Genomic DNA, 19,913 nt, shown 5'->3' on the forward strand with positions numbered 1-19,913 from the left:
TCTGATAGCTTCTCAAAAAATAAAGGGAGTAGTACAAGTATTTTTCTAAAACAATAAAAACGTAGCAATATGCTACACCAAGCATTACCTCAAACATTCACACCAGGATGTCACACCAGGGGAAAATGTCGTAGTATTATTATAAAAAAGAGGCACCCATTGGGTGCCTCGCTTACTTTATATCTTGTTAAATTAGAAAATATTAAAAATCAATTTTGATATTCACTCCATAATTTCTACCTGGCAAAGGGGCTAAATATTTCAACTGAGAAGAAGCGGGTCTTGCTTCTGTATTGGTGAGATTATTAATAATAAAATCAACAGAAACATCTAATTTATCAAGATGATATTTTTTGCCAATTCCTGCATCAACTAATGTGTAAGAAGGAAAAGTAATATCCCCACCATACATTAATCCACCACTTTCTTTTTGTTTTTTATAGTAAGTCGCAGTACTAAATGCGGTTAACTCTTCATGCTGATAATTAAGGCTAATACCATGTTTTTCATTGGGAAGATTAGGCAAATAATTACCTGCAATAAAGAGCTTTCTTTTACTTCTGTTTTCAACAAAATCACCAAATAGTGTGAATGTAAGATTATGGTCGTGAGGCATTTCATATAAATATTTAAATTCGTATTCTAAACCTTTTGTTTCAAGATCAGTTTCATCCCATTCCATTACTGTAACGCCACCACGACTTACGCCCGTTAAGCGTCTAAACTTAAAATCGCTATAGTCAGTTTTATACAGATTGAGTTTATTAGAAAAATTACCAATCTCAATAATGGATGATAATTCAATGCTCTTACTTTTTTCTGTATTAAATTTACTGTTTCCTTGTTCTTCAATTAAATAAGCATAGTGGGGACCATGTGTATAAAGTTCATTAATTTCAGGAGCACGATAAGAAATATTTTTTTGTAGCTTTAATGTCCATTCATCAATTGGTGTAAAAGATAAGGCTAATGTATTTGCACTGGTATCAAAATGACGATTTTGCAGATTTGAACCTTGTCCTCGACCGCTATTATAATTATCGGGAATATTTAGATGATGATGGGTATAGCCTTTACGGTATCCCGCAGTAATTTCAAAAGGAGATAAATTTAACGACTCAACCCAATATATTCCATACTCTTTGGTTAATACACTTGGTAAATAAGCATCATAGCCAGACGTTTTCAGATCACGATAATTACCGTTAATTCCGACAGCACCATTAAGACGATTAAATAGCGGAGTATGTGCAGTTTCTATCGCTAATTGATGGCTTTTAGTGTTAAATACCGATGATGCAATTTGACCGACCAACTCCTCATCTTTCGATTCAGAATAAGAGTAATAAAAAGCGCTGTCTCTGAAAAAGGGCGTTAAGTGATAATGTTTTCCTTGTATATCTATTCGTCGATTATGGTTTGAAACTGAAATAGGTTTGTACATTTCTCGTGTCGTTTTCGACGTGAGATAAGCATATCCTGGTACACCATAAGATGTTTGAAAATCAGTAATAGATAGGCCTAAATAACCATCATCTTCAATATAAGAGAGTGATGCATTACCACTTTGGCTTTTTAAAAAGCTATTAGGAATTTCTTTATTATTATTTTCAACATAATGCTTAGGCGGTGTTACATGTTCAATGGATGTGGGACTGCCGGGTTTATATTGTGAGTTAGCTTCATTATCAACATAACCAATACCTGAAAAATAATCTTTATCTTTAAAAGTATATTTATCATCTTCGCTTAATTCATATTCAACTTTGTATTTTTTCCAAAACTCACTAATGTAAGGGTAAGCTTCAGGATTACGGCTGGTAAACACTTTCATATCAACTTGGCATTGATCACGTAACGCAAAGTGACTTTTTAGTTGTTGATAGCTATAACAAGGTGCTGCTTTAGAATGTGTTGGAATTTTATATCTAGTAACTCGTTTAGTGGCACCCGAAATATTAAAAACCCAGTTTTCTTCATTACTGAATTTAATATTTGCTGATCCACCATTACCGTTATTGGTACTTCCATTAAATGTCACGGCGCCTGAAATCGCTTTTTCAGGCAACTGTGTCATTATCCTATCATCCCACAAATGAATTGCACCACCACTGCTACTACCTCCATAAAGTAGTGCTTCAGAGTTTTTACTGATCGATATTTCATTAATTCTGTTCATATCAATGGGAATAGGCATATTTCCGCTGATAAATGAAACATCATTAATAGGAAGATTATTGACTAAAATGCCCACTCTATTTCCAGACATGCTACGAATAACGGGTCTTGCGGCATTAGGGCCAAAACCTTCTGCTTGTACTCCTGCGACTTTTGAAACGGTATTACCAATGGTATTGGACTTTATTTGTTCAAGTTGTTTTCCTTTTATCTCTTCCCGATTATTCAGTAACAATGAAGAGAAAGTCTCTTTGTTTTTTATTGATGTTGCTTTAACAGTAATAACATCGTTTGGTATTTCTTTTCCTTTGCTTTTATCTTCATTATTCTCTTTTCCATATAAAGGAGACGACAAAAGCATAAGTAAAATAATAGAGAATTTACTTTTTTTCATAATTATTTTTTATACTTAGAATGTAAGAGTAGTGCCTAATATGATATTACGACCTGGTAAATACATTTCATCTTTAATATAAGAGGTACTGTCTTTTCCTTTTGCATCAAAGATATTATTAACTTTGGCATACAAGGTATAATTGGTATTATCTAAATAGCCAATATATTCACTACCTAAGCTAACTGTATTGTAAGATGCTGTTGGCGTTTCATATTCGGCTGTTTTATTCTGTTTTCCAAAGTGATCAACCCGAATTTGTCCATTTAGATTTTCTGTTAAACTATGTTTAATATAAACGCTTAATCGATAAGCGGGGATCCTTGGAATATTTCCTTTATTATGCAGTAAATTTGCTCTGACATAATCACCAGAAATACCAATTAAGCTATCTTGGTGATAGTAATAGTCAATATTACCTTCTACACCTTTGAATTGAGCATCATGTTGTACGTATTGTAATGGTCGATATCCATTATTTAATTCAGCGCCAGTAAACTTGCCATAAATATAATTATCAATATGGTTATAATAGGTACTAATATTGAATTGAATATCACCTGTTACTTTAGTTATCCCAATATCAATATTATTTGCCGTCTCTGCGGTTAAATTAGGATCGCCTTTTTCAATAGTTCGACTTGCAGCATGAACACCATTCGCGTAAAGCTCTTCTGCAACAGGTAATCTTTTCGTGTGTGATAGTGATAAATTTAAAAAATAATCTTGTGTAAAATTCCACGCTAATCCAGCAGAAATCGAAGATGCACTCTGTTTATTGTTTTTTTGAGTTTCTCTATTTAACAGTGATTGCCACTCTTGGCGAAAACCTAATTCATAGCGAAAATCGCCGAATTGGTATTCTTCTAATAAAAAGAGTGAGTGATTTTTTGTTTTTGTTGACGGTACATAAGCCTCTTCTCCATAAGCACTAAAATCACGTTGATTAAATTGCCCGCCAATAACACCATGCCAGCCTAAAATAGGTTGATGTGTGAAAGAAAATCTTAATTCATCTCCTTTGTTTTTAAATTGGGTACTAACTTCATGACCTTCTTTTTCATCATGATGATAATGGGTTCTGGCCGCACTGAAACGTACCGATTCAATACCGGCAAATGGGTTACTTTTTTCACCACGAAGATCCCATCGTTTACTCTCCATAATAATATAGGGAATGCCATGCTCATGTTGTTCATCAGGGTATTCATGATTGTGATCATGATGATGATGACCAACTAAAGGTGGGTGAGTAGGGGCGTGATGATGCTCCTCCTCATGATCATGAAAATGAGTATGACCAGGTAATCCATATCGGCGATGTTGCTCACCATAGCCAATTCCAATATAACCCTCATCAAAGATCCATGATGCACCGATATTTGCAGATTGGTTATCTTGATAAGAACCAGCTAAGCGGCTTGCTTCCCCTTGATGTAATGGCTCGGGTTGTTTGTAGTTACTTTGGTAACGTTTCGTGCCTTCAATACGCAGAGCTAAATTATCTTGCCCTAATGTCAAACCTGCTGCACCGGTATTTCCTTTAGAAACAGAATCATATTGATAATGTAATTCGCCATCGTAACCTTTTTCAGGCACTGACATAGGAATTTTGCTATCAATAACATTAATGGCGCCACCGATTGTGCCTCCTCCATAAAGTAATGCTGAAGATCCTTTTAATACTTCAATACGCTGGCTTAAAAAAGGTTCGCTCGTGATTGCGTGATCTGCACCAATCGACGATACATCCATAAGATCACTACCACTGTGCAATACTTTTACTCGGTTGCCTGACATCCCACGAATAACGGGATGCACTGAGCCTCCACCAAAAAAACTGGCATGAAAACCGGGTAGAGATGTCAATGTTTCAGCAATAGATGCACTACGATTAGCGCGTAACTCTTCTTGTGTAATGACAGCAACGGGTGTTGCCATTTTTTCTTGTGGTGTTTGTAAAGGCGTTGAATAAACCTTTAATACCTCATTTTGTGGTTTTTCTTCTGATTTCGTTGTGGTGTTTGCGTTTGCAAATAATGAATAACTTATTGAAATAAAAAGCGTTGTATAACTAAAAACAGATTTTTTCATTTTACTTACCTCCTTTATTTTATAATGTTATAACATAACATTTTGTAAATATTGTAAGTAAATATAATTATCATTAGCAAGTGGTGATTTTTTCAAAATGATAAAATTTTTATAAGTTATTGTAATTTATATATAAAAATATTTTCTCTGAAAGAGGGAGAAGAGATGAAAAAAGGCACCTCAAAGGTGCCTTTAAGATAAATAAGATAAAGACGCTTATTCTAAGATAAACATACCATAAGGGTGAATTTGCAGATAATAACTGTCACCTACATTCGGCTGAAGCTGTGTGGCATTGACTTGTAATAGCAAGGTTTGATTTTGCCATTCTACCGTGACTTCATATTGTGGTCCCATGTAAGCCACATGCACTATTTTACATTGCTGACAGACATCACCTTGTTGAGATAAGGTAATCGCTTCTGGTCTAACTCCAACTCTAACTTCGGTTTTAGTCGTATTAAATGTATCTGGTTTTGGTAGGCGATATTGGAAAATATCAACATAATCAGCGCCCAATGTGGCTGGGAATAAGTTTGCATCTCCCATAAAGCTTGCCATAAATTCAGATGCGGGTTGGCGATAAAGATTTTGTGGTGAACCTAATTGCATTATCTTGCCTTTATTCATCACTAAAACCATATCAGAAACGGCAAATGCTTCACTTTGGTCATGAGTGACATAAAGAGACGTGATATTAAACTGTTGTTGTAATTCACGAATTTTCTCTCTCATACTACGACGTAAGTTAGCATCAAGGTTACTCAATGGTTCATCAAAAAGCAGCACTTTAGGTTTCAAAATTAAGGCGCGAGCTAATGCAACACGTTGTTGTTGACCACCTGAAATTTGGTCAACAAAACGGTCTTCAAAGCCTGCTAAATCCACCAGCTCTAAGGCTTCAGAAACACGTTGTTTGATTTCAGCCTTAGGACGCCCCAGCATTTTTAAGCCATAGCCAATATTTTCGCCCAACGACATATGAGGGAAAAGGGCATAAGACTGAAACACCATACAGATGTCGCGCTGCTGGATCGAACGGTCGGTAACATCTTCGCCATCGATAAAAATTTTGCCTTCTGTCGGTTTTTCTAACCCTGCCACTAAACGTAATACGGTTGTTTTACCGCAACCTGAAGGCCCTAATAATGAAACCATTTTGCCTTGTGGAATAGACAAACTGAGATCTTCAATCACCGTGTTAGTGCCAAAACGCTTAATTACATTTTTCAGTTCAACGAAATGTTGTTGTGTCATGATTTATACTCCGTATTACTGTGCATTTTTGGCTTTAGAGCGTGAAACACGGGCTTCGCCAATCAAATAGTCAAATAAGAAAATAATTGCCAACATCACGACGATTAAAATCGAGCCGTAGGCAATTGCGACGCCGTATTCACCATCTTCAACGCGGTTTAAAATATAAGCGGTTGCAACGCGTGTATCTGGTGTAACAAGGAAAACGATGGCACTGACTGTCGTTATCGCACGCACAAAGCTATAAATCAGCGCAGATAAAATAGCAGGGCGTAATAACGGTAACAGCACATAGAAAATGGTTCTCATTGAGTTCGCTCTTAAACTTAGAGAAGCTTCATCAAGCGATTTATCAATTTGCCCTAATCCCGCAATACCCGCACGTATTCCCACAGGCACGTTACGCATTGTCATAGAGATAATCACAATTGCCGCCGTTCCCGTTAAATAGAAAGGCGAGTCGTTAAACGCAAGAATATAAGAGACACCTGCGACGGTTCCTGGTACGGCAAAACAAAGCATGGTTGTGAACTCGATACTTTTTTTACCTTTAAAGTCTTGGCGCACCACGATATAGGCAATTAATAGTCCGAGAATTGCCGTGATCGGCGCGGCGATACCCGCATATAACAAGGTATCTAATAATGAAGGCCATGCACCGTCACTCATTCCTTGACCAAATAATTTGATAAAGTTATCGAGTGTTAAGGTGTAATCAACTCCCCAGTTAACGGTAAAGCTACCGTAGAAAATACTGCCATAGAGCAGGATATTAAAGACAACCCAAATACCTAAAACAGTAGTCACAAATGCGATCAGTGACGATGGAAGAGGTTGAACATCACCGCGATAAGATTTACCTGATACCGTGACGTAAGAGCGTTTACCAATCCACATATACTGCACACAGAACACTAATAGTGAGAAAACTAACAGTGATGCGCCTAATGTACTGGCTGATTGATAATCAAGCTGAGAGCCTGTGATATAGAAATAAATTTGTGTGGCGATAACGTCAAAGTTGCCTCCTAAAACTAACGGATTACTAAAGTCAGCAAGAGATTGCACAATTACAATTAAAAACGCATTGGCTAACGCAGGTTTAAGCAACGGCATAAAGACGTTAAAGAAAGTTTGATAACGGTTTGCTCTTAAGGTGTAAGAGGCTTCTTCTAATGAAGGATGAATGGTTTTAATGGCGCCATCTAAAATCATAAATGACATAGGGGTAAAGGCGAGCACTTGCGCCAACCAAATCCCTGTAAAGCCATATAACCAGTTGGTATTTTCAAGTCCTGCGTAAGTGGCCAGAAACTCTGTCACATAACCCGAACGTCCCATCATTAACGTCACCCCTAAACCGACAACAAAAGGTGGTGTAACAATAGGTAAGATAGAAAATACACGGCCGATAATGGCAGAGCGCACCGCAATACGTGACGTATAAATGGCCAGTATTAAACCAAAGAAAGTACAACCTATCCCCACAGCAATAGAAAGCACAATTGAGTTAAGCATCACTTGCACTATATGGGCTTGGCTTAAAATCGCGATAAACTCAAAAGGTGCAAAATTGCCCGCGCTATCTTTAAACATCGGAATAAAAATAGCGATACTAGGGAAGATAATAAAGGCGCCAATCAGTGCAACAACAGCTATCAAAGAGCCGATAACAAAGCTATCACCGCCCAGCCATTCAAGGCGTGTTAAGGCGGTTTTCATGATCATTCCCAGAGAAATAAAAAGGATGATCGCAGAATAACCTAAGCCACGTCCTTCAAGGGTTGCACTGACTATCGTAATAAATGCACAAAATAGGGCAAAACCCGCATCAAAATAGTGGCGAGAGCGATTTTCACGTTTAGGTGCAGTTAATGGGCGAAATAGCAGTAAACTCGGTAATAAAAACCAGAGCCAACTGATATTTAGGCTACTCCAGCCATAAGAGGTGAGCAATTCATCTGCTGTTGAGTCTAAAAGACCGTAGTCAAGGCTCCATGATGGCAGTAACGCAAATGCCATCCATGCAATTAGGATCCATAAAAATATGGGATCCCGCCTCTTTTTTTCAGGTAAAGCGAGTGTGTGAGACATAAATCCCCCGAGAGTAAATGTATTTATTATTATGAGAAAAAGAGAGCGAGAGGTTATCTCGCTCTGTTAATGAGCTATTTACCCATTTTTACTTCGGTAACCCACTTATTAATCAGTTCCTTACGTACTTCACTATCGCCATATTTATCCATGTCGTAGTTAATGAGTTTTAAGTCTGATAATTTCAGTGCCATAGGTGAAGATTCAGCCGAGGTATTGGTTAGAATTTGGTAAGATTTACCTTCTTTCCAGCTAATTTCCTGCGCTTCTTTTGAGAGTGTCCAATCTACGAATAATTTTGCGTTATCCATATTGCGGGCATTTTTAATGATACTGACACCACCGATTTCATACCCTGTACCTTCACAAGGCGAGATCAATTCAAGTGGGGCGCCATTTTCAACTTCTAATGAGTAATCATGTAGGAAACCAATACCAATGGCTGCTTCACCACGGGCTGCATTTCGTGCAGGAGCAATACCTGATTTGGTGTATTGAGAGATATTTGTATTGATTTTCTTCAGGTAATCAAAGGCTTGCTCAGTGCCCCATAATTGATCAAAGGTTGCCAGTGCAGTGTAAGCCGTACCTGAGCTTTGTGGATCAGCAATTTGAATTTCGCCTTTGTATTCAGGCTTAATTAAATCTTTCCAGCAGGTTGGAATAGCAATGCCTTTTTCTTTTAAGCGATCTTTATTGACGCCAAAACCTAAAATACCGACATAGACCGCAGAAGAGTAGTTTCCTTTGCGTTTAGCTGGATCACGAAATTGTGGCATGATCTGATCGAGATTAGGAGAAACGTAAGGCTCTAGCAGATCCATTTCACCCGCTTGTGAGTGAGGATCCATTGTACCGCCATACCAAACGTCAGCTTGTGGGTTACGTTTTTCAGCTTCAATTTTAGCTAAAGTACTCCCAGAACCATTACGAACGAAGGTAGTTTTAACATCATACTTTTCGGCGAAGGCTTTTGTTTCAGCTTCACACATCGCATTTGTCGCACTACAGTAAACGACTAAGCGACCAGCCGCATTTGTTGATAAGCTAACCGCAGAAAGAGCCAGACCAGCAGCAACGAGTGTAGAGAGGGTTTTCAATTTCATGTTCAGAACCTTTTAAATGTGTCGTCATCGGAAAATGAAAGTGGGCCAACTGAATGCTCTTGTTTGCTAACATCAGCAATCAACAACGGCATTAGTAAGAGTCCCATTAAGGCCGCAGCACTGGTTAATAATGCAAACATCCCAGTCCAACCATAATGCGCCATGACCTGACTTAATGGCCAACCTGCCATTGCCGCCCCTAAATAGGCATACAATCCCAAGTAGCCAGTTACCGTGCCTGCTGCGTTTTTATGGCAATATTCTGTTGCAGCAAGCCCGATTAACATCTGTGGTCCGAACACAAAAAAACCGATACTAAAAAAACAGGCTGCGAGTAACGCATAATGATGAATTGGAATTAACCAAAGTGCTGTTACTGCGGTAAAAAGGCCGAGTGAAAACAGCAATATCATTGGTGCTCGTTGGCCGCGGAATAATAAATCCGAGCCCCAGCCTGAACATAACGCCCCGAGCAAGCCACCTACTTCAAACAAGGAAAGAATGGCATTTGCACTTAATAAATTGGCGCCATGTGTCTCTGATAACCAGATATTTCCCCAATCGTTTATCGCCATACGTATGAGATAAACCAAAATATAAGAAAACCCTAGCAACCAAATCATTCGGTTAAATAAAATGCTCTCTTTCAAAATAGTTAGCATAGGTTTAGGCGGAGAGGCTTGTTCTTGACGTAATTCAAACACATCGCGCCGCCACACACCCACAGTAGGAAGTCCTTCTTCTGCGGGAGTCCCTTTTAATCGTACACACAACCATAGCCCGATGATGATGCCGATAATACCGGGAACAAGCAGTGCGACTTGCCAACTATAATGCGTCGCTAGCCACGCAGTTAAAATGGGAAGACTCATCCCGCCAAGGTTGATTGAGATATTCCATAATCCCCACCAGAAGCCACGTTCATTGCGTGAATACCAGTGTGTTAACAACCTTGCACAAGGTGGCCATCCAAAGCCTTGAAAGAAACCATTTAGTGCCCAGACCAAAAGCAGTGCAGGAAACGAAAGACAATAGGCAAAGATAATATTCATAATGCCTGTCATTACTAATCCAACACCCATAAACCAGCGGTATCCCCACTTATCGTGGAAAATACCAGAAACAAATTTAGATAAACCGTAAGTGAGATAAAAAAGGCTGGCTATCCAACCGATATCTCCTTTATCTAAATTCAATTCAACTTGCATAACGGGCATCACAAAGTTGACGCTTTTACGTGTGAGGTAGAAGGTGGCATAACCAATAATCATCGACAGCATTAAATTTTTGCGCCAAAAGTTATAGGTCTTATTTATTGATGCCGAATTTTTACCTGACATAACATCCTCTTTGATGTTGCAAATGTAAAAAAAATGTCGCGAAAAAGAATGAGATAAGGTTGTAGATGACTAAGACTTATTCTTAGTTTTCACTGTTTTCTTTTGAATTTGTGGGTAAGTTAACAATTATTTTCGTACCGTGATGATTTACCACTTCCCATTCTCCACCTAAAGCACGAATGCGTTCTTCAATTCCGCGTAATCCAAAGCCACTACTTTGTTGTGCTGATAATGACGTGGGTAACATGCCAATACCATTATCACTAATCATCAGTCGTAATCGGTTTTGGTTTTGAGTCAGTGAGATTTGGATATAGGTCGCGTTGGCGTGTTTACTAATGTTGTTTAACAGCTCTTGTACTAAACGGTAGAGGGTAAAAATAATGGTTTCATTTTTAGGCTCTTTATCTAACGAGTAATTAAAATTACAGATGATACCGTTGTCATCAAAAGCAAACTCATTAATTAAATGGTGAAGGGCTTTTTCAAGCGACATTTCTTCTAAAACAGGCGGGCGTAATTGTCGGAGTAGTTGACGTGTAGATTGATGAATTTGCAGTGCAAGCCGTTCGATTTGTTCCCCTGTTTGGCGCGTTTTATCGTTATCAGCCATCTTTTTTACTAACATTGATTGAATTTGGATGGCTGTAATATTTTGCCCAATCTCATCATGTAATTCACGAGCAATGGCTTTTTTCACATCTTCTTCGGTGTGAACAAGTTGCTCCATTAGTTCGCGTCTAGCCTGAAGTTCTTGCTCTAAGCGTAATCGATAGTGACGTAAATTATGGGCTAATTGCTGTTGGCGGCTTATTGCTATCCCTAAACCAATGCCAATAATAGCTTGCGTAGTTAAAAACATTTCTAACTCACGTAAGTCATTAAACGCGCCATTAACTTGTCGAGCAAAGGTGATAATTAAGCTGCCTAATATTGCAGATAATACGCCGCCTTGCCAGCCATAACGATACGCCATAAATACATTAGGGATAAAAACAAGAATAACTAATAAGCGTTCTATTTCGGGTGTTAAGAAAAACTGTGCACTTAATCCGATAAGGCAAAATAGAAATCCCCACATGAGTAAGGAGGTTCTTAATGGCGGATCGAGTGTGCCGTCAGAGACTAAAGTGCGACTTTGTAATTCGCGTAGATATTCATAAAGTAAAAAAACAAAAGGGGCGAGTAATATGCCACCAGTAACGGATGTCAGAAAAATACCGCTGGTGGTATTAATTACAAAACCAAGAATAAAGGCTTGTAGCAGGCTATTAAAGCCAACGGCACTAATTAATAGGGTTAGGCGTTGCCAATAAAGAGGATATCGCCACCAAATACGCTGAACTTCTAACGCGATAATAAGGCTTAGTATTGGTGAGAGATAAATAATGGCGTGGGTAATTAATTGCTCTTGCGCTAACCAGTAATAAAGCCCCCATTCAGCAAATAACATTGGTAGCCAAAAACGCCGCCAAAGTAAAATTATTAGGGCTAATCGTAGACCTTGAGGTAAGAAAAGGGCGGCTTGTTGCCCGTTTTTACTTAAATAGAAGCCAATCACCCAAAGTGATAGCCAAAGTAAAGAGTAGGTGAGTAATAAAAAGAGGGATTGAAGAAAAAAACGCAGTCCCCTTTTCATTTTACAGCGAGCCTGTAATCAATTGATTTTTTAAGGCGAAATGAACCAGATCGATAGTGGTTTCACAGCTTAATTTACCAAGAACATTGGCTCGATGAACGTGAACGGTTTTGTGGCTAAGGTTAAGTTGTACCGCAATTGTTTTGACATTAACGCCTTGAACTAAAAGATTGAAAATCTCTCTTTCGCGAGGTGTTAACGTATGTAATGCATCTTCTTTTTCGGGTGTTTGTCGTAACGCTTTCATTGCATCAGAACAAAGATAACAGCCACCTTGATGTACAGCGCGTACGGCTTGTACTAACTCTTCAGGGCCACAACGTTTTGTTAAATAACCGCGGGCGCCCGAATCTAATGCGCTTTGAACAAAAGCGGGCGTATCGTAGATACTTAAAATAATGGTGCGAAAATCAGGGCGCTTTTGTTTTAAGCGACTTTGGAGTTGTAGACCACTTTCGCCAGGCATAGAGAGATCCATCACAGCAACATCAATATCGTCATGTGCTAAATAAGGCCATGCTTCTTGCCCATTAGAATATTCACCCACGATATGAATATCGGGTTCTAACATTAAGAGTTGTGCAAATCCTGAACGCACAACAATGTGATCATCTACTAAAGCAACTTTTATCATAATTTTTTATTAGTCAGAGAGTAGTCAGACAATACTTATATGATTTATAACAAGCTACAGAAAGATAAGCGAGGAAAAATGGAGAAGAAACACGGTTTTGAATCTTATGTCTCGTTTTTGTCGTGGTGAATCGTGACAAGCAAATAATAACAATAGATTATTTATTATTCAGGTGATAATTCCCCATAAACAGGGAACCTCTGTTTATGGGGAAATGTGTTATTTCTTATTGATTAAGCAACTTGAACAGGAACCGCTTTTGCAATACGTTTCATCTCGTTGTTATCTTCAAAATAAGCAATATTAGGTTTATGGCTACGCGCATCACTATCAGGAATTTGCACATAAGAACAAATAATTAAGCGATCGCCAACGGCGGCACGACGCGCAGCTGCTCCATTGACTGAAATAATCCGAGAGCCTCTTTCGGCACAAATGGCATAGGTTGAAAAACGCTCACCATTATCAACGTTATAAATATCAATCGCTTCATTTTCAAGAATGCCTGCGGCATCCATAAAATCCTGATCAATTGCGCAAGAGCCTTCATAGTTAAGATCAGCTTGTGTGACTTTTACGCGATGAAGTTTGCCTTGTAACATAGTGCGTAGCATTGTTGTGTTTCCTATTTTTCTAATAATGAATATTAAACAAGGTTAACTTGCTGGTTATCAATCAAGCGTGTATTACCTAGCCATGCAGCCATTAAAATCACGGCCCGATGGCTCTCTTCATTTAATGGTGTGAGTGTATCCGCATCACAAATAAAGCACTCATCTGCACGAAAACCTTGCTGCTCTAAGGTGTTTTTTGCATTTTGCAGTAGCTGATTAACATCATGATTACCCGACTTTAGTTGTTCTGCAATTTCTTGCATCGCTTGATAAAGTGCAGGGGCTTGTTGTTTTTCGTTATCAGATAATAGACGATTGCGCGAACTGAGCGCTAAACCATTTTTGTCACGTACGATAGCAACAGGAACGATGCTGATATCCATACATAAATCGCTTACCATCTTTTTGATAATTTGCAGTTGTTGGAAGTCTTTTTCACCGAACATCGCAACATCAGGTTGTACAAGGTTAAAAAGCTTACTGACAACTGTCGTGACACCACGGAAATGACCAGGACGGCTTGCGCCTTCTAATACGATAGATAATACAGGGACATCAACAGTTGTTTGATTTTCCATACCGTGTGGATACATTTCTTTTGCTGAAGGCGCAAAGATAATATCGACATGTTTATCACGCAGTAACTCGCAATCTTCTTGTAAAGTACGAGGATAATTTGCTAAATCCGCTTCTCTATCAAATTGAAGTGGGTTAACAAAAATAGATGTGATCACAACATCTGCGTGAATACGCGCTTCTTCAATTAATTTTAGGTGACCTTCATGCAGATTACCCATTGTTGGAACCAATGCAATGCGTTTACCTTCTTGCTTTAATCGCTTGATTTCTCTGCGTAAGATAAGCGTAGTTTCAATAATTAGCACGGCGTGACTCCTTTTAAACAATATTGATAATTAAGATAATAAATCAGTTAAATGAATGTTTTTCTTCTGGAAACAGGCATTGTTCAACTTGTTGAACATAAAGACTAACCGCACCTTTTAAGGAGCCTGCTTCTTGTAAAAAGTCTTTTGAAAACTTAGGGGCTTGAGGTGTTAAACCTAATAAATCATGCATAACAAGAATTTGTCCATCTGTGACATTGCCTGCCCCAATACCAATAACAGGCATCGTTAATGCGTCTGTAATTGTTTTAGCCAGAGTAACAGGAACACATTCCAATACCGCCAATTGAGCACCCGCATTTTCAAGGGCGATGGCATCTTGCTTCAATTGCTCGGCTTCATCGTGCTCTCTACCTTGGATTTTATAACCTCCAAAGACGTTGACAGATTGTGGTGTTAGACCTAAATGAATACAGACAGGAACCGCACGCTCAGTGAGCATTTTAACGGTAGGAATTAACCAACTTCCACCTTCAATCTTCACCATATTAGCTCCTGCTTGCATCAGAATGCCGGCATTAAGACAAGCTTGCTCAGGGGTGGAATAAGACATAAACGGCATATCTGCAATCAAGAAAGCATTAGGTGCACCCGCTCTTACACAACGAGTGTGGTAGGCAATTTGTTCAACGGTGACAGGCAAGGTGCTGTTATGACCTTGTAGTGTCATACCCAATGAATCACCAATCAGCATGGCTTGAATACCTTCTTGTGCAAAAAGGCGAGCAAAACTTGCATCATAAGCGGTGATTGTGGCGAATTTTTTCTTTTCTTGCTTATAGCGGTTCAGCGTTGAAAGCGTAGTGGGTTTCATTGTAACAAACTCCATCATTGTCATTTTTTTGTGTGTAGATAAAATTAATTACTTCACATAATTGTTTGTTTATTAAAGAAAATGTTAGAACATCAAAATAAAGCCGCTTTCGATTGTAGCATTTAAGGACTAAAAACGAAGAAAAAGTAATTAAATGAGTAATGAAAAATAATAAATGATAATTTTTATTTATATTTATCAATTGCCTATATGTGAAAAATAAATATAAAAGAGTTTAGAGATTGGGGCGGAGAGATGTGTTTGAAAAATTGAGGGAAAGTAAAAGAGAAGAGATAGGCTGATACTGTTTATATTTTTTACAGTATCAACCTTTAGCATTAAGAACGTACTAGTGTGAAATTACCACTTTTCCATGCCATTTTCAGGCACTAACGCCAATCTATCTGCTAATAACTCACCATCAGGAAAGCGAAGGTCGGGTGCTAATTCCGCTAATGGATAAAGCATAAATTCACGTACTTTAAGCCCGTAATGAGGTACGGTTAATCGCTCGGTTTGGATCACGTCATCACCAAATAACATAATATCAAGATCAAGCGTTCTTGGGCCCCAACGGTTGCCTTCTTTTCTAACACGACCTTGCGCTAATTCAATCGCTTGTGTGTTATTAAGCAACTCTTCAGGTGCTAACGTTGTATCAACCGCAACAGCGACATTAAGATAATCAGGCTGATCTTGTGGTCCCATTGGGCGAGTACGATACCAAGATGATTGTGCAATCAATGTTGTTTGTGGGATCTCACTGATTGCCTTAATCGCTGAATTCACCTGATTTTCAGGTGAATTCAAATTGCTACCTAAAATGATATAAACACGTTTTTTCTGTTTACTCATTGGTATTCTCGTGTCTTGATGCTGGTTTTGCGCTTGGATGACGAGGGCGTTTACGTGGACGCGGACGTTTACGAACGGGGGCTTGGCCTAATTCAGAGACCATTGAGCGCTGTTGCGTATTGTTAGAGGCTTGGAAATCAGCCCACCAACCAGCTAACGCTTGAAGCTCTGGATTGTGTTGTACATTGGCACGTAATTCCAGTAAATCGAATGCTGCACGGAATTTAGGGTGCTCAAGTAATTTATTCGCACGACGACCTTGGCGTTTAGGTAAACGTTGCTGTAATTGCCAGATATCACGCATTGTTGTGGTAATGCGTTTTGGTATCGCAATAGTACGGCATTGCTCATCTAAAATATCGTTCATCGCCATAGAGAAAGAGTCATAGTAAGAAAGACCACTTTCTTGGACTAATTTTTCGGCATGTTCAATTAATGGATACCACAGCATCGCCGCAAATAAGAACGCCGGATTGACTCGCATCTCTTTATTGATGCGGTAGTCCGTGTTTTTGAGAACTTGATCTAGCATTCTCTCCATCGGCGTATCATGTTGCTCTGTCATTTTAGATGCAATCAGCGGAAACAGCGGTTCAAGTAATTGATGACGACACATTAACTTGTAAGTTTTGTATCCTTGCCCCGTTTGTAATAATTTCAGCGATTCTTCAAAAAGACGAGCCGATGGAATATTACGTAATAAAGGAGCAAGTCTGGCAATTGGCTCTGCGGTTTCTGGCGCAATTTGCATATCCAATTTACTAGCAAAGCGAATGGCTCTAAGCATTCTGACGGGATCTTCGCGATAGCGCGTTTCAGGATCGCCAATTAAGCGAATAATACCCGCTTTCAGATCCGCTAAGCCGCCAACGTAATCACGTACAGCAAAATCATCAACACCGTAATAGAGGCTGTTTAATGTAAAGTCACGACGGATGGCATCTTCTTCAATTGAGCCAAAAATATTGTCGCGCAGTAACATACCGCTTTGTGCTTGCTGGGATTGGTTATTGTCTGAAACTTCATGATCTTCATGAGAGCCGCGGAAAGTCGCAACTTCAATCACTTCAGGGCCAAACATAATATGAGCAAGACGGAAACGACGACCGACTAAACGGCTGTTACGGAATAATCGACGTACATCTTCAGGTGTTGCATTAGTGGCAATATCAAAATCTTTTGGTTTTTTTCCCAGTAATAAGTCACGGACACCGCCACCAACTAAATAAGCCTGAAAGCCAGAGTTATTTAGGCGATAAAGCACTTTTAATGCATTATCACTGATGTCGTTACGTGAAATTGGGTGTTGATCTCTTGGGATCACAGTCATTGGCAAATCACTCCCGTTCGCCTTTTCTTTATTACTCTTTTTTTTACGGGGACGGTCTGCGGATATAGCAGGACGCCGACGCACAGGTTTCTGTGTTTCTTGTATTGGTCGGTCAGATGCAGTGACTGGCCTTTCACTCGCTACCGGTTGTGTGTCTGATGACGTTGTTTGTCGCCCTAGCAGATTACGGCAGAAATGTGCTACTCGATTAAAAATATGACACCTCGAATAATAAATTCTAATAATTAAAAAATTAAGCGGCTAATCATAGCCTACTGAACATTTTTTGAGAATGCTTTGTGTGGTTTATTCATACCCTTGTTGCTGATGATTTTGTTTTAAAATCTCAGAAGGTGACCACTGCGCTATCGCAATCTCTAACAATGATGCTAACGAATAATCTTGCCAACCCGCAATAATAGGCTGATTAAGAAACCGTAAAGCATCGATAATGACGGGTCTTGGATCAGTATCTGGTAACGCATTTGCGTGATTTTGTTTTGATAATTTATTACCGTCATGATTTATTGCTAAAGGTAAATGAGCATAACGCGGAATAGGTAAATTCAGTTGTTTATGTAAACTGATTTGTCGCAATGTGGGATCAAGTAGATCGGCACCTCTAACAACTTCGGTTACACCCTGATAACTATCATCAATCACTGTCACTAGATTATACGCAAATAAGTTATCTTTTCTGTGAATAATCATATCTTCTAACACGATAGACGTACTCTTTGAATAATATGTACCTTGAATGACATCTTCAAAATGATAAACAGGATGCTGTTGGATCAACCTCCATGCACTCTCTTTATCAAAAGGTGTAACATTAGTTGTGAGTGGCTCGCGATGACGACAGTGGTTATCATACACACCCCCTAAGTCATGTAAACGATGACGGCTACAATGACAGTGATAGCAAACACCTTCTTTCCAAAGAGTGTGTAAAATCTCACGGTAAGCATCATGGCGTTGCGATTGATAGAGGATCTCTTCATCCCAGAACAAACCATAATGTTCTAATGTACGAATAATTTGGGATGCAGTGCCGGGAGGTTCTCTAAGAGGGTCGATATCATCGATGCGCAAAAGCCAACGCCCGTGGTGTGCGCGAGCTTGAAGATAACTGCCAAGTGCAGTAACCAATGAGCCAAAATGAAGTTGACCCGTTGGCGATGGCGCAAAGCGCCCAATATAGTCTGTAATCTCGTGCATCGAAAGATTCAGATTAACGCCTCAACGTATTAGGCTGAGGCGTTTGCTCATTATTAGCCAGCCATCTGTTTTTCACGGATTTCAGCTAATGTCTTACAGTCGATACATAAATCTGCTGTAGGACGAGCTTCTAAACGGCGAATGCCGATTTCCACTCCACAAGATTCACAGAAACCAAAGTCATCATCTTCGACTTTTTTCAGTGTTTTCTCGATTTTCTTAATGAGTTTACGTTCACGATCACGGTTACGCAGCTCAAGACTGAATTCTTCTTCTTGTGCAGCACGGTCAACGGGATCTGGGAAGTTTGCCGCCTCATCTTGCATATGAGTAACGGTGCGGTTGACTTCATCCCTGAGCTGATTGCGCCAAGATTCAAGTATTAGCTTAAAATGCGCTAATTGGGCTTCGTTCATGTACTCTTCGCCCGCTTTTTCCTGATATGGCTCAACGCCAGCAATAGCGAGAATGCTCATGGACGATGTTTTACGCTTTTGCCCTTCTTGCATAATGCTTCTCCTACATACGCATTTCTGAATAATCCCCACCTTCAAAACAGGAAGGGGAAAAAATAGGGCGCTATAAATAGCAGATGCCCGCGAGGATAGCAATTATTCCTTCAATAAGTTTTCTCATGGTGTGAAGGCACGCAAGTAAATGTCCCTTTTTAGTTAAAAAATGCTTAACTAATGCCATGCGTTTCAATTAACTATTTGAAATAAAAGGTAATTGCTGTCCAATTGTTAAATTGTATTCACTAATATTGATGCGATAACACAAGATTTCAACCCCTGCATCACTCGCTTCTTTTAGCAGTGAAGCATAGTTAGGGTCAATCTCTTTAGCAACAGTCACTTCCGTAATGCCAGTATGGGGAACTGCGTAGAATAAGACAGCCCTTAAACCCAATTTTGCGATAGCGGTCAACTCTCTAAGATGTTTCTGGCCACGTTCTGTCTTTGCATCAGGGAAATAACCCATACCGTTGTCGAGTAAGGTGACTGACTTCACTTCAATATAACAGTCAACTTTATGATTTGATTTAAGTAAAATGTCAATACGACTGTTCTCACTACCGTATTTCACTTCTCGTTTTATCTCGTCATATTCAGATAATTCTGGAATGTCACCTGCTTCAATGGCATCTGCAACAATACCGTTTGCTCTTAAGGTATTTACACAAATCCAATCATCGGTTTGGGTCTGTGTAAGTTCCCAACTGTGCGGGTATTTTCTTTTTGCATTTGAAGAGGTGGAATACCAAACAGTATCACCGGGAGTCGCACATCCCGTCATTGCACCTGTGTTGGCGCAATGGAGCGTGAATTCTTCCCCATTTGGGGTGACAACGTCTGCTAAAAAACGCTTATATCGTTTTAGTAAAGTGGCGGATTGTAGCGGTTGCTCAAATTTCATAATGACTCCGAGGAAAATATGACCT

16 protein-coding genes are annotated in these 19,913 nt (G+C 39.3%); all 16 read right to left on the reverse strand.

What is annotated here, in order from left to right; translation table 11 throughout:
- Window positions 1–202: 202 nt before the first annotated feature.
- Complete coding sequence (locus ACNART_RS05250) at window positions 203–2,572, reverse strand: TonB-dependent receptor (RefSeq protein WP_109371586.1); 2,370 nt, start codon at window positions 2,570–2,572, stop codon at window positions 203–205.
- Between the two features lie 15 nt (window positions 2,573–2,587).
- Entirely contained in the window at window positions 2,588–4,666 is a 2,079-nt protein-coding gene (locus ACNART_RS05255) for a TonB-dependent receptor domain-containing protein (protein WP_198632111.1), read from the reverse strand.
- Between the two features lie 216 nt (window positions 4,667–4,882).
- Entirely contained in the window at window positions 4,883–5,923 is a 1,041-nt protein-coding gene (fbpC, locus tag ACNART_RS05260; protein ID WP_109371582.1) for a ferric ABC transporter ATP-binding protein, read from the reverse strand.
- 15 nt (window positions 5,924–5,938) lie between these two features.
- A complete protein-coding gene (locus tag ACNART_RS05265; protein WP_198619402.1) occupies window positions 5,939–8,017 on the reverse strand; it encodes an ABC transporter permease in 2,079 nt (692 codons plus the stop codon).
- A 74-nt stretch (window positions 8,018–8,091) separates the two neighbouring features.
- Window positions 8,092–9,123 (reverse strand): ABC transporter substrate-binding protein, encoded by a 1,032-nt coding sequence (locus ACNART_RS05270; protein WP_069368510.1) that lies wholly within the window; start codon window positions 9,121–9,123, stop codon window positions 8,092–8,094.
- A 2-nt stretch (window positions 9,124–9,125) separates the two neighbouring features.
- The gene (gene uhpC / locus ACNART_RS05275; protein ID WP_311747287.1) at window positions 9,126–10,478 is read right to left on the reverse strand and encodes an MFS transporter family glucose-6-phosphate receptor UhpC; all 1,353 of its coding nucleotides are present in this window, start codon (window positions 10,476–10,478) and stop codon (window positions 9,126–9,128) included.
- Window positions 10,479–10,545: 67 nt separating this feature from the next.
- The gene (locus ACNART_RS05280) at window positions 10,546–12,102 is read right to left on the reverse strand and encodes an MASE1 domain-containing protein (RefSeq protein WP_198619404.1); all 1,557 of its coding nucleotides are present in this window, start codon (window positions 12,100–12,102) and stop codon (window positions 10,546–10,548) included.
- A gap of 1 nt (window position 12,103) precedes the next feature.
- Window positions 12,104–12,736, reverse strand: a complete 633-nt coding sequence (locus tag ACNART_RS05285) for a response regulator transcription factor (protein WP_109371574.1) — start codon at window positions 12,734–12,736, stop codon at window positions 12,104–12,106.
- A gap of 233 nt (window positions 12,737–12,969) precedes the next feature.
- Window positions 12,970–13,350 carry an aspartate 1-decarboxylase gene (gene panD / locus ACNART_RS05290; protein ID WP_198619405.1) on the reverse strand — a complete coding sequence of 127 codons (381 nt, stop codon included), beginning with the start codon at window positions 13,348–13,350 and terminating at the stop codon, window positions 12,970–12,972.
- A 32-nt stretch (window positions 13,351–13,382) separates the two neighbouring features.
- Window positions 13,383–14,234 carry a pantoate--beta-alanine ligase gene (panC, locus tag ACNART_RS05295; protein ID WP_416303471.1) on the reverse strand — a complete coding sequence of 284 codons (852 nt, stop codon included), beginning with the start codon at window positions 14,232–14,234 and terminating at the stop codon, window positions 13,383–13,385.
- A 43-nt stretch (window positions 14,235–14,277) separates the two neighbouring features.
- Window positions 14,278–15,069 (reverse strand): 3-methyl-2-oxobutanoate hydroxymethyltransferase, encoded by a 792-nt coding sequence (panB, locus tag ACNART_RS05300; RefSeq protein ID WP_416303472.1) that lies wholly within the window; start codon window positions 15,067–15,069, stop codon window positions 14,278–14,280.
- 360 nt (window positions 15,070–15,429) lie between these two features.
- On the reverse strand, window positions 15,430–15,924 hold the full coding sequence (gene folK / locus ACNART_RS05305; RefSeq protein WP_100159309.1) for a 2-amino-4-hydroxy-6-hydroxymethyldihydropteridine diphosphokinase: 495 nt from the start codon (window positions 15,922–15,924) through the stop codon (window positions 15,430–15,432).
- The gene (gene pcnB, locus ACNART_RS05310; RefSeq protein WP_406588703.1) at window positions 15,917–17,470 is read right to left on the reverse strand and encodes a polynucleotide adenylyltransferase PcnB; all 1,554 of its coding nucleotides are present in this window, start codon (window positions 17,468–17,470) and stop codon (window positions 15,917–15,919) included. The genes folK and pcnB overlap by 8 nt, the downstream gene beginning before the upstream one ends.
- A gap of 90 nt (window positions 17,471–17,560) precedes the next feature.
- A complete protein-coding gene (gene gluQRS / locus ACNART_RS05315; protein WP_198619408.1) occupies window positions 17,561–18,472 on the reverse strand; it encodes a tRNA glutamyl-Q(34) synthetase GluQRS in 912 nt (303 codons plus the stop codon).
- A 53-nt stretch (window positions 18,473–18,525) separates the two neighbouring features.
- Window positions 18,526–18,981: an RNA polymerase-binding protein DksA gene (gene dksA, locus ACNART_RS05320; protein WP_023580786.1), complete on the reverse strand. Its 456-nt coding sequence runs from the start codon at window positions 18,979–18,981 to the stop codon at window positions 18,526–18,528.
- 196 nt (window positions 18,982–19,177) lie between these two features.
- Window positions 19,178–19,888, reverse strand: coding sequence for a DNA/RNA nuclease SfsA (gene sfsA / locus ACNART_RS05325; protein WP_196532251.1), 711 nt, complete (start codon window positions 19,886–19,888; stop codon window positions 19,178–19,180).
- Between the last annotated feature and the right edge of the window lie 25 nt (window positions 19,889–19,913).

Source organism: Proteus sp. LHD240705 (assembly GCF_047921555.1).
Lineage (GTDB): Bacteria > Pseudomonadota > Gammaproteobacteria > Enterobacterales > Enterobacteriaceae > Proteus.

Coding starts and splice junctions, on each gene's coding strand:
- ACNART_RS05250 (WP_109371586.1), bottom strand. CDS start 2,572: ATGAAAAAAAGTAAATTCTCTATTATTTTACTTATGCTTTTGTCGTCT.
- ACNART_RS05255 (WP_198632111.1), bottom strand. CDS start 4,666: ATGAAAAAATCTGTTTTTAGTTATACAACGCTTTTTATTTCAATAAGT.
- fbpC (WP_109371582.1), bottom strand. CDS start 5,923: ATGACACAACAACATTTCGTTGAACTGAAAAATGTAATTAAGCGTTTT.
- ACNART_RS05265 (WP_198619402.1), bottom strand. CDS start 8,017: ATGTCTCACACACTCGCTTTACCTGAAAAAAAGAGGCGGGATCCCATA.
- ACNART_RS05270 (WP_069368510.1), bottom strand. CDS start 9,123: ATGAAATTGAAAACCCTCTCTACACTCGTTGCTGCTGGTCTGGCTCTT.
- ACNART_RS05280 (WP_198619404.1), bottom strand. CDS start 12,102: ATGAAAAGGGGACTGCGTTTTTTTCTTCAATCCCTCTTTTTATTACTC.
- ACNART_RS05285 (WP_109371574.1), bottom strand. CDS start 12,736: ATGATAAAAGTTGCTTTAGTAGATGATCACATTGTTGTGCGTTCAGGA.
- panD (WP_198619405.1), bottom strand. CDS start 13,350: ATGCTACGCACTATGTTACAAGGCAAACTTCATCGCGTAAAAGTCACA.
- panB (WP_416303472.1), bottom strand. CDS start 15,069: ATGAAACCCACTACGCTTTCAACGCTGAACCGCTATAAGCAAGAAAAG.
- folK (WP_100159309.1), bottom strand. CDS start 15,924: ATGAGTAAACAGAAAAAACGTGTTTATATCATTTTAGGTAGCAATTTG.
- gluQRS (WP_198619408.1), bottom strand. CDS start 18,472: ATGCACGAGATTACAGACTATATTGGGCGCTTTGCGCCATCGCCAACG.
- dksA (WP_023580786.1), bottom strand. CDS start 18,981: ATGCAAGAAGGGCAAAAGCGTAAAACATCGTCCATGAGCATTCTCGCT.
- sfsA (WP_196532251.1), bottom strand. CDS start 19,888: ATGAAATTTGAGCAACCGCTACAATCCGCCACTTTACTAAAACGATAT.